The sequence below is a fragment of the Helicobacter magdeburgensis genome (assembly GCF_000765825.2).
Classification (GTDB): Bacteria; Campylobacterota; Campylobacteria; order Campylobacterales; family Helicobacteraceae; genus Helicobacter_C; species Helicobacter_C magdeburgensis.
Map to the genome: position 1 here is coordinate 1 of NZ_JRPE02000027.1, position 9,200 is coordinate 9,200.

Annotated in this window: 15 protein-coding genes; all 15 read right to left on the reverse strand. The window is 29.3% G+C overall.

From position 1 onward, the window contains the following. Nucleotides 1-208: 208 nt before the first annotated feature. The gene (locus tag LS74_RS10410; RefSeq protein ID WP_034589517.1) at nt 209-427 is read right to left on the reverse strand and encodes a hypothetical protein; all 219 of its coding nucleotides are present in this window, start codon (nt 425-427) and stop codon (nt 209-211) included. Nucleotides 428-522: 95 nt separating this feature from the next. Continuing rightward, a complete protein-coding gene (locus LS74_RS10415) occupies nt 523-1,002 on the reverse strand; it encodes a hypothetical protein (RefSeq protein ID WP_034589516.1) in 480 nt (159 codons plus the stop codon). Between the two features lie 4 nt (nt 1,003-1,006). Next, nucleotides 1,007-1,162 (reverse strand): hypothetical protein, encoded by a 156-nt coding sequence (locus tag LS74_RS10995; protein WP_167480490.1) that lies wholly within the window; start codon nt 1,160-1,162, stop codon nt 1,007-1,009. A 251-nt stretch (nt 1,163-1,413) separates the two neighbouring features. Further along, complete coding sequence (locus LS74_RS10420; protein WP_052086512.1) at nt 1,414-1,824, reverse strand: YopX family protein; 411 nt, start codon at nt 1,822-1,824, stop codon at nt 1,414-1,416. Nucleotides 1,825-1,833: 9 nt separating this feature from the next. Further along, on the reverse strand, nt 1,834-2,082 hold the full coding sequence (locus LS74_RS10425) for a hypothetical protein (RefSeq protein ID WP_034589514.1): 249 nt from the start codon (nt 2,080-2,082) through the stop codon (nt 1,834-1,836). Between the two features lie 14 nt (nt 2,083-2,096). Next, on the reverse strand, nt 2,097-2,531 hold the full coding sequence (locus LS74_RS10430; RefSeq protein WP_167480491.1) for a hypothetical protein: 435 nt from the start codon (nt 2,529-2,531) through the stop codon (nt 2,097-2,099). A gap of 55 nt (nt 2,532-2,586) precedes the next feature. Beyond that, the gene (locus LS74_RS10435) at nt 2,587-2,847 is read right to left on the reverse strand and encodes a hypothetical protein (protein ID WP_034588777.1); all 261 of its coding nucleotides are present in this window, start codon (nt 2,845-2,847) and stop codon (nt 2,587-2,589) included. 2 nt (nt 2,848-2,849) lie between these two features. Next, on the reverse strand, nt 2,850-3,545 hold the full coding sequence (locus LS74_RS10440; protein WP_034588774.1) for an AAA family ATPase: 696 nt from the start codon (nt 3,543-3,545) through the stop codon (nt 2,850-2,852). A gap of 208 nt (nt 3,546-3,753) precedes the next feature. Further along, a complete protein-coding gene (locus LS74_RS10445) occupies nt 3,754-4,005 on the reverse strand; it encodes a hypothetical protein (protein WP_034588771.1) in 252 nt (83 codons plus the stop codon). 10 nt (nt 4,006-4,015) lie between these two features. Continuing rightward, entirely contained in the window at nt 4,016-4,639 is a 624-nt protein-coding gene (locus tag LS74_RS11570) for a hypothetical protein (RefSeq protein ID WP_236096926.1), read from the reverse strand. A 14-nt stretch (nt 4,640-4,653) separates the two neighbouring features. After that, entirely contained in the window at nt 4,654-5,205 is a 552-nt protein-coding gene (locus tag LS74_RS10455; RefSeq protein WP_034588768.1) for a hypothetical protein, read from the reverse strand. A gap of 71 nt (nt 5,206-5,276) precedes the next feature. Continuing rightward, entirely contained in the window at nt 5,277-5,957 is a 681-nt protein-coding gene (locus LS74_RS10460) for a Rha family transcriptional regulator (protein ID WP_084584333.1), read from the reverse strand. After that, nucleotides 5,954-6,169 carry a hypothetical protein gene (locus LS74_RS10465; RefSeq protein WP_034588766.1) on the reverse strand — a complete coding sequence of 72 codons (216 nt, stop codon included), beginning with the start codon at nt 6,167-6,169 and terminating at the stop codon, nt 5,954-5,956. Before LS74_RS10465 ends, LS74_RS10460 begins: the two co-directional genes overlap by 4 nt. A gap of 16 nt (nt 6,170-6,185) precedes the next feature. Continuing rightward, entirely contained in the window at nt 6,186-7,115 is a 930-nt protein-coding gene (locus LS74_RS10470; protein ID WP_167480492.1) for an AAA family ATPase, read from the reverse strand. Nucleotides 7,116-7,661: 546 nt separating this feature from the next. Beyond that, on the reverse strand, nt 7,662-8,465 hold the full coding sequence (locus LS74_RS10475) for a replication/maintenance protein RepL (protein WP_034589607.1): 804 nt from the start codon (nt 8,463-8,465) through the stop codon (nt 7,662-7,664). Nucleotides 8,466-9,200: the final 735 nt, after the last annotated feature.

The window sequence follows — 9,200 nt, forward strand, 5'->3', positions numbered from 1 at the left end:
AGGAACATTTTATCAAACTTTTATAATAATGTCAAGTTAAAAACTATAAATAATTAATATATATTTATAGTTTTTTGTAGATTATTTGAATCTGTTTTTTGCCCCTGCTTAAAAGTCCTGCTTACTTCGTAAGCGGTTTTAAGCGGAATTTGATTGTTTCGGAAGCAATTCAGCAAAAGGAACACACGCTACAAAAAAGAGAGAAAAATTATGAATGCTTCATTCTTCTTACTTTAGAAGCCTCTTCTGTTTGATTTTCATTTTGTTGTAGATTTTGTTCTACATTAGCCTGTTTATCATCAAATCCATTGTCATCAAAAGATTGGAGTTTATTTTTTTCTTCTTGCGAATTATCTGCAAACTCTTTAAAAGTATCATAAGCTGTTTTAGCAATAATAGCTCCTTTGATTAAAACGGGAAGTGCCATTTTGTCTCCTTTAAAATTTAAGATACGACAAAATTCTAGCTATTTTAAAAATTCTTTGTTTTAAATAAACCTTAAAAAATGCAAATTTACACTTTTTACCTAAAATTTCTTTTTAGTGTTTGTGCGGATTCTTCTTTCTCGGCGTCTTCTTTTATCCTATCTAGTCCATAAAAAGCGTAATCCAAAACTTTTTTTGTTGTGATAGATAAGTTTTCAAGTGCTTCTATATTATGTTTGTAAGTTTCAATTAGCTGTTTTTTTTCATAATCTTCTAATAAAATAGCAAAATTACGAAAATCTTGGTATTGTCCAATACCTATGTCTAATCCTAAATGTTGAAACTCAATCTCAGCAATTTTTATAGCATTACTTATGACTACTGCAACAGGGTCTATTGTTTTTAGTTGTTTGCCTGTTTTTCTTTCTATGGTCTTTTCATACTCAAGGATTTGCTCTTCTAAAGAAAATATTAAATTAAATTCTTCAGTAAGCTCTATGGCTCTTTCAACATCTAGTCTGCTTCCATATTTCCCATTTGTTGCACTTGCATAAAAATCAATAATTTTGTCTTTCATTTTTTTAACTTTGTGGTTGCTTTTGTTTCTTCATCTTGAGTTTTATCAACAAAAACATCTTCTGAAAAACAATTTCTTTTTTTAAAGAATGTAGTTCTTTTTTTAAATCTTCATATTTATCTTCTAAATAATTTAACTTTCTTTGTTTTTCCATATCCATATTCTTTCCTTGTATTTTTAGAAAGAATATTAATTGTTTTTAAAAAACTTTGTTTTAAACAAAACTTAAAAAGTGCAATTTTGCACTTTTTACTGAAAATTTATTTCTTTTTCAATAATTCTATTGTAGTTCTCAATAGATTCTTGTTTGTTTTGTTTATCAAGAGCCTCCCTTGCTTTTTCACGCCTAATTTCCTCTTTTTCCTTGACAATAAAATTTTCAAACAATTTAGCACAACTCTTTCCTATGTTTTACAAGGTAGAGATACTTTCTTTTTTTAACAACTCCGCATTCTCGTGGATATTTCCCAGCACTTCCACGCACTCTATCTTGTTTTCTTTGTAGCCATTGATTCTGTTCTCATATATGCCTTGTAAGCGTGTGCCACAATCCACTTGCAAATGCTTCTCTATGCTCGTATCCACAATGTAGAATGTGTTTCTCTCAAACACCACTACTAGCGGTGCTGTGTTTGAATCGTATTTGACTATATCGCCCTCGTATAGTTTTGTTCCTTTGTTATCATAGAATCCACTCCATAGCTCTATTTCTATGTTATCGTCATTTCTTGGCACTACTCTTATGTTATCACCAATTAACACTTCCACAAATTTATTTATGTTGCTATCCCAAATCCTAAAATCAAAGTCTTCTAACTTCATTGTTGTTCCTTACTTACTCGCAACTATACGGCGTGTGCTTAACTTCACAATATCAATAGTCTTGTGTTCGCTCTCACTTCTTGCCCATAAATAACCCAAATTTTGCAATCTAAAAGTCAAGTCTATAATATCACTATTAAGCCTATCACGCTCTCGCATTAGTTTAGTTATTTTTTCAGCTAAATTATCAACTTCTGGCATATTGTCTGCTATTTCTAACAATGTGTTAATTTCTTGTTGTGTCAGTATATCTGCCATTTTCTACTCCTTTCTCAAAGTGTAAATGTTACAGGTGTCTTTTTGTTAAGCTTTAGATATTCTTTTAGTTGATTACCCAAGCTTAATGTTTCTAACAAAATATTTCTGCGTGGCAAAACATTCTTTTTCCCAATTTCTGTAAGGTCATCACCACTATCCCGATTCTCATTAAAAGAAAATTTATAATCTGTATTCATAGATACATCTTTAAAGAATTGATACTTAGCCCATACAGATGATTTCTCATCTTTAAACATACTATGCTTATCGTCCCAGCTATTCTTATTTTCCCAGAGATTCGTTGTAGCCATTGAAATCCAAGCAGATAGCATTTCTCTCTCTAATGTTCTTTCACCTCTAGGATATTTTTCAGATAAAGACAACATCTCATCTCTAAGCTCAAATACTTTATTCCAAGTTGTTACAGGTTTTATGTCAATCAAAATCATTTTAGTCATTTGTTTTGTTATATGAGCGTATTATAGGGGTTACATTTTTTAAAACTTATATAAACCCCTTGCTTTTCAGCCACATAAGGATTGCTTCATTAACAATATAACCCTGTGTCTCTATTTTTTTGCCCTCTGTTTTTTGATATTTTCTAATGAGTTCTATCGTATCAACAGGCAAAGGAACAAGAAAATTTTTTAAATTTGGTTTTGACGATTCTATTGAGCTTGTTTCACCACGAGCCTCCTCTATAAACCTATCTTCCTGAATTTTTTTATATCCATCATTGCTTTTTGGCGGTTGTTTAAAAGCCATTTTTAACTCCTTTTCTCTAAAATTTCACTACCAATTTTAACAATTTCATTAAAGAACAACTCAAAATCCTTAATCGCCTTATCATCTGCATTTTGAGAGAACTCGTTAAGTGTTTTTCCATCTTCAACACTTTTTTTGTAAGCTCTTCGTTCATAAATTAATGATTCCAAGACTATTAAATCATTTAAATTTCTTTCCTGTATGTTCCTTTCAACATACTCTTTTAAATCTTCTAAATCTCTTGTCAATAAAGGATTAGGAGAAATTCTATTAAATAGAATCAAAGCTTTTAATTTCTCATTAGTTTCTTTAGCTAAATCAAAAACATCAAGCATTCTATCCATTACGACAACATCATACTGACTAGGAATGGCAGGAATTATGAGCATATCCGCCTTACTCATAGCAATACGCATTTCCTTGCTATCTCGCCCACCTGTGTCAATAATCACAACATCGCTTTTTTCTTTTTGTATCAATATCTCATCTTTAAGTGCGATACCTGTTTTTGATATGTTGGAAAATAATGGCGGAAGCTCTGAAAGACTACGATTGTTTGAAAACACTTCCGTAGATTTTTGTGGGTCTGCGTCTATTAGTGTAACTTTATCCCCATCTTGTGCTAAACGACACGCAAGATTCACAGCTATTGTGGTCTTTCCACTTCCACCTTTCTCATTCACTACTGCAATAACCATCAGCTATCCTTTCATTTAATATATAAAAACATATATTAATATATAATATACTATATTAATATACGCAAACATATAATATTATATAATAGTAAATGATATATTAATATAGTATATAAAAACATATATAAACATATAATATTATATATTAATATATAATATATTATATTAGTATATAATATTATATACTAATATATATTTTTATAGTATATTATATATTTTTATATATTATAATATTGTTGTCTTTATCAATGGAGACTATATCTTTTGGAGCAACTACGAGAAAATGTTTTTTTCCAAAACCTTTTCTCGTAATAGTTTTAAAAGGAATCTTATTTTGCTTTTTTAGATTATAAAATGTTCTCTTGCAAATATTTTTTAATTCGCAATATCTTTCTATTGTGATATATATTTCGTGTTCTATTTTAATTTCTTTTACTTCTTTGTTTTGTTCTCCCACCATATCATACCCTCTATTCTTCTAGAATTATTTTGTATCTATACAGCTCAAAAAGCTCTTTAAACTCCAAATCATTAATATTTAAAAATTCTTTGATACGCCTATAATAAAACTCATCTTTATTAAAAATTTTAAAGCTTTGCAACAAAAAGTCATATCCATATCTATAAACAAAACGCAGGATTTCATTTTTGTTTATCAAAAAACTTTCTAGATTCAATCTAAAATCCTCATCATAATAAATTTTAAAAGTTAAATCCTCCAAAAAATCTTTAAAATAAATCCTACTATCCTGCAAAGAACTTATTTGAAAGGTTTCTCCAATCAACACAGCGAATGTTCCATATATTGCTAGATAATTCTCATATTCATATATGGAATCAAAATTTTTTGGGTGTTCTTTGCATAAATTATGATTGATATGAATATAATTAGCATTCGGCGAACTGAAAACACTTAAAAGATAAGGCTCTTTGCTTTCAAAAAAAGCATAATTGATATGCTTGATTATCTCGCTTTTATTCTTCTTTAGATACTTAACCAAAGTAACCTGCCTGTCTAGAAAACTAAAATGCTCTAATTGAGGCTTATCGGACTTTATGTTTGCGTAAAAGTTAAAATAACTATTTATCTCCATATCAATCCTTTAATTTATTTTAGAATCTTCTTTAATTCTTCAATCAGCTCCAAAACCATAGACATATCTTTGCTAGGTTTTGTTTCTATCCCAATTTCAAGCTTCGCATTTTCAAGCAAAGTTTTATAATACTCTTTTGCAATAAAATTTACAGCTTCAAGTATATCTTTGTCTAAAATACTTGTTTCTTTGAAAGCTTCTTTAATGTTTTGATTATTTTCATCAAAACTTTCTTTTAAAGCTACATAAGCATTGATAACACTTTTATTAACACCATTAGATATAGCACTCCTATAAGTATCCATAATAACATACTCTTCTTCTTTCTTGTTGTTCTTTTCCAAAAACAACTCATCAATAAGAGCAGAAACCAAAGGCATTTTTACTTTACTTGGCTGAATCTCTCCCTTTTTATCTTTTATATCACATATACTTGCTATCTCGCTCTTCAAGTTAGTTTCTCTATCAATTTTAAGAATATCAAGATTTACCCTATCTTTGTAAAGATTTTCTAATTTAGTTAGCAATTCCTTTGCCTCTTGTTTTTGTTCATTTGTCAAATTCATTTTTTACTCCTTATTTTTTTATTTCACAACACGCTTCCATCTTCCCTATAAAAAATATAACAATCAAAATTTCATTTTATTCTCCTTTGTCTAAGATTTTCAGGAACAGGCATATCATACACTTCAATTTCAGCCATTCTTTTTTCTATTTTTGGCTTGTTTAACTCATACTGAACAGATTTGTCAAAATCTAATTGAATTTCAGTAGTAATTTTTACTTCACTCCCATTAAAAATTTCCTCAATCCTATATTGATTTACCTTTACGCATTTTGCTTGTTTTTCTTCTTCTTGTTTTTTGATTTCTTCCAATATAGCATTTCTACAAGGTGTTTTATAAATTAAATTAAAAACCTCTTTTTGAGTATGAGCCAAGAAAAAATCTTCTTCATATTCTTTTAACATTCTTTCCATTTTATTAAAAGCCTTAATGAATAATACTTTCCAGCTATCAGCTTTGCGTCCTGTAAGCCCCATAGCTATAAAAGAAAAACCATCACGAGTAAGTTTATAACAAGGCAAAGTTCTTCCTGTCTTATCTACATACTTACTCAACCGAAAATTCCGCTCAGTAAAACTTTCAATTTCATTATTTTTCTTTTTTTCATTAATTAATTCCAAAACATCAGAATGTCTTTTTTCAAAAACTCTTGACACATCAAGACTTGAGCATAAAATATATTTGTCTTTTGCTTCAAAAATAACTTCTCGCCCATTAATCTTTATAGATATGTTAGAAATATTTTTTCTCATTCCACACCCTTTTTTTCAAATTCAGCTACAAGTCCTGCATTGTTAGCTCTCATACAATAATCTTTTGCCAAAGATTCATTATAAAAGGCTCTGCCATCAACTAGATTATAGTTATTCATAAAAGTTTCCAAATCCTCTTTCTTGCTAAACAAGCCAAGTCCTATGTATAAAATCTTTTCACTATCTTTGATGGGCAACCTAACGCATTCCATTTTTTAGTTCCTTTTTCTAAATTTCAATAAATAGCTCTTTTTGAGCAACCATTTTATTTAATCCATCTTGTGCTGATTTTGTTAATGGGATAATCATCTCCACACACTCAATAATGTCGTCTCTAGAAAAATTATCTCCCTCTGCCTTTTTGACAAAATCTAATCTTTTACAAAAATTTTCAATTTCAGCAGGTGTATATGGGAATCTATTCGCAATAGTGTTGTCTTTTTGATATTTGTTTTCTATTTCCGCAAAGATTTCTTCTAAATTCATAAGCTCAAGAGCAAAATCAAGCTTATATTTTTTTATATAAATTTCAAACATCTCAACAGCATATTCGTGCGTTGGGAGATTAATAAAAAATAATTCGTCCCATCTACCACGCCTTAAAAATTCAGGGTTATTGGCTAAAATTGAACCCAAGTCATTAGCAGTAGCAAAAAAAATAGCATTAAAATTATATTCACAAGCAGGAGTGTTTATGTCATTGAGAATAGTAAGCAAACGCCCAAGCATTTGTTTCTCTTTTGCTGTGGCATTTCCTATCATTTTCTCAATTTCATCTATGAGAATCACAAATTTATCATCAGGGTAATTTTTAGCTCTATTATGTAAATATTCAAAAATTGAATTTAGTTTATCAATAGGACTTTCAGACTCCATAATTTGAGATAAATTAAGAGCTATCAATAATCTTTTCAATTCTCCTGAAAAGCATTTTGGAAAGAATGTTTTGCCTGTGCCAGGTATCCCAACAAGAAATACTCCCTTAGCTTTATATCCTTGCTGTTCTGCTTTCAAAAGTTGAGCTGTGTATGTTTTAAGAGCGGTCGCACCGCCAATATCATTTAGAGTAAAGGGAGAATCTATAACTGAAAGTCCCAAACGCCTTTCTAGAGCCTCTCGCTCAGGAACTTTTGCTAAAAATTCTTGCGTTGTAAGCACTCCGTGTTTATTTGGCAAAATCTTAATGGTAAAAAGACACGAAAGATTTTTGAATGGATAGTATGGGGCTATACAAGCTATTTTTTCTTGTGAAAAACATTCTTTAGCTTCTTCAAAAGTAGGTATAGAAACAATTTTGTCTAAATCATATTCTCTGCAAAGAGCGTCTAAATTATTATAATAAAATCCATCTTCTGCGACAAACCAAATCATTCTATCCCTTTGATTTGGAATGTGTTGGAATTGTTTCTCTCTTCGCCCTTTTTAGACTTTGTTTTTAAGCTTTTAGAAGAGAATCCCCCCCCCCCCCGCAACTAAATTGCATTCGGAGCTATCATCAAGTTTTAAATTATTAGAAGAATTAGATTGTTTAATACTAATTTCAGTAGAAAAACAACCATTGTGAGTGATAGAAATACTCAAATGGCTAAACAAAATGTCATTGTTTGATATATTAATATTCAAAATTTCTACCTTTTTCAAATAATTTCCGAAAATCATACCAAAAAAATATTAAAAATTACTTATTAAAATTACTAATTTGAACTATCTTAAACTTTTAAGTTTAATTTGTAACTCAAGCTCCCTAATCCTAAGAGCAGTAGCCTTGTTATTTTCTTGCAAAATAGCAAGTTCAAGTTCTTTTTCACTAATTCTCGTATTACCTGTATGAATTCTATTCTCAGGTTCATTTCTTTTATTCTCAATAGGAACTGAAACCGAATCTAAATCAATTATCTCAGACTCGTCAGCTCCATCTGTCGTTCTTTCTATAAGCACCTCAGTATGTTCAACATTATCCTCTTGATATTGTTTCTGTCCCACAACCTTAATCTCGTCCAATTTTGGCATATTTTTATCAAGAGAGGTTACATTTAAAGTTGTTCTAGCCTCTAACTTGTCAAAGTCATAGTCAAAAACAATCTCTTGTCTCATTTTTTGAATATCATTCCAAGTTCCTCTACTAAAAATATGAGGATTTAAATATAATCTATCGTTCTGTTTAATGAGTATCCCACTATCCGTGAGATTTGCAAGGCTCTTATACACAACAGAAACATTCGTTTCATTCTTTTCCGCTAAATCTTTCCTAGAAGTAGAATTTAACAGAACCTCATTATTCCAACTAACATAATGAGTCAGAATAGAAGCCAAAACTTTTAAAGACATTTTTGGCACATCTGTTAAGAATTTAAAATTATTTACAAAAACAAGAAAAAATTCTTCCCTTGTTTTAGCCTTTAGACGAACTTCCTCATTTTTCTCAAGAACTTCCCCCGTAGTATGATTCAAAAAAGTCATTCGCCTAGACAAAACTCTATCTGTCCTTGAACCATTGCTTAAACTCATAAAAAACTCCTTAATACTTTAATTTGAAAAATTTTATTCCAAAAGTTATAAAGACTTTCTTAAAATTTGGAATTTTTTTATTCCAATTAGAATTTTTTTATTCCAAAATAATAAAAAATTAAAGCACTTTTGGAATTTTTTTATTCCAAACGATAATAAAATTATACCGCTATGGTGTAATTTTTATACCGCTATGGTGTAATTTTTATACCGCTATGGTGTAATTCCAAACTCAAATAGACAGGGGTGAAAACAAGTAAATTAGGCACTTTCAAGGCTATTTTGAAAAATCTTAATACATTATGTGTTGTTGGAGCTTCAAAACACAAGAAAAAAAAAATCACAAAAATTCACATTTTATATAATAATATATATTTTTATATATTATTATATAATAATATATGATTTTATATAAAAATATATATGTTACTAAAATATACAAATTAAATAAATTTAATATAAAAAATTAACTATTTAATATTAAAAAAAGATATTTCCCCATCATCTCTCAAAATTATAATCTGCTTGAAAATGTGAATCTAGTATCACTTTTGCAGATTATTTATGATGAGAGATGAGTGTGAGCGGTAAAATTATTACAATAACATTTTTTGTGTTATTGTAATATGTCGTCTCTATGAGATATGGTATGTTTCAGTATGTGTAAATTTTACATACTGAAAATTATAATGCACCATATCTCATAAGACTACCGCTCACACACTATGACTACAA

Excerpts from the sequence above, each read along its gene's own strand:
- LS74_RS10445 (WP_034588771.1), bottom strand. The coding sequence starts at position 4,005 with ATGGTGGGAGAACAAAACAAAGAAGTAAAAGAAATTAAAATAGAACAC.
- LS74_RS10440 (WP_034588774.1), bottom strand. The coding sequence starts at position 3,545 with ATGGTTATTGCAGTAGTGAATGAGAAAGGTGGAAGTGGAAAGACCACA.
- LS74_RS10435 (WP_034588777.1), bottom strand. The coding sequence starts at position 2,847 with ATGGCTTTTAAACAACCGCCAAAAAGCAATGATGGATATAAAAAAATT.
- LS74_RS10425 (WP_034589514.1), bottom strand. The coding sequence starts at position 2,082 with ATGGCAGATATACTGACACAACAAGAAATTAACACATTGTTAGAAATA.
- LS74_RS10410 (WP_034589517.1), bottom strand. The coding sequence starts at position 427 with ATGGCACTTCCCGTTTTAATCAAAGGAGCTATTATTGCTAAAACAGCT.
- LS74_RS10475 (WP_034589607.1), bottom strand. The coding sequence starts at position 8,465 with ATGAGTTTAAGCAATGGTTCAAGGACAGATAGAGTTTTGTCTAGGCGA.
- LS74_RS10995 (WP_167480490.1), bottom strand. The coding sequence starts at position 1,162 with ATGGATATGGAAAAACAAAGAAAGTTAAATTATTTAGAAGATAAATAT.
- LS74_RS10415 (WP_034589516.1), bottom strand. The coding sequence starts at position 1,002 with ATGAAAGACAAAATTATTGATTTTTATGCAAGTGCAACAAATGGGAAA.
- LS74_RS11570 (WP_236096926.1), bottom strand. The coding sequence starts at position 4,639 with ATGGAGATAAATAGTTATTTTAACTTTTACGCAAACATAAAGTCCGAT.
- LS74_RS10420 (WP_052086512.1), bottom strand. The coding sequence starts at position 1,824 with ATGAAGTTAGAAGACTTTGATTTTAGGATTTGGGATAGCAACATAAAT.
- LS74_RS10455 (WP_034588768.1), bottom strand. The coding sequence starts at position 5,205 with ATGAATTTGACAAATGAACAAAAACAAGAGGCAAAGGAATTGCTAACT.
- LS74_RS10465 (WP_034588766.1), bottom strand. The coding sequence starts at position 6,169 with ATGGAATGCGTTAGGTTGCCCATCAAAGATAGTGAAAAGATTTTATAC.
- LS74_RS10430 (WP_167480491.1), bottom strand. The coding sequence starts at position 2,531 with ATGATTTTGATTGACATAAAACCTGTAACAACTTGGAATAAAGTATTT.
- LS74_RS10460 (WP_084584333.1), bottom strand. The coding sequence starts at position 5,957 with ATGAGAAAAAATATTTCTAACATATCTATAAAGATTAATGGGCGAGAA.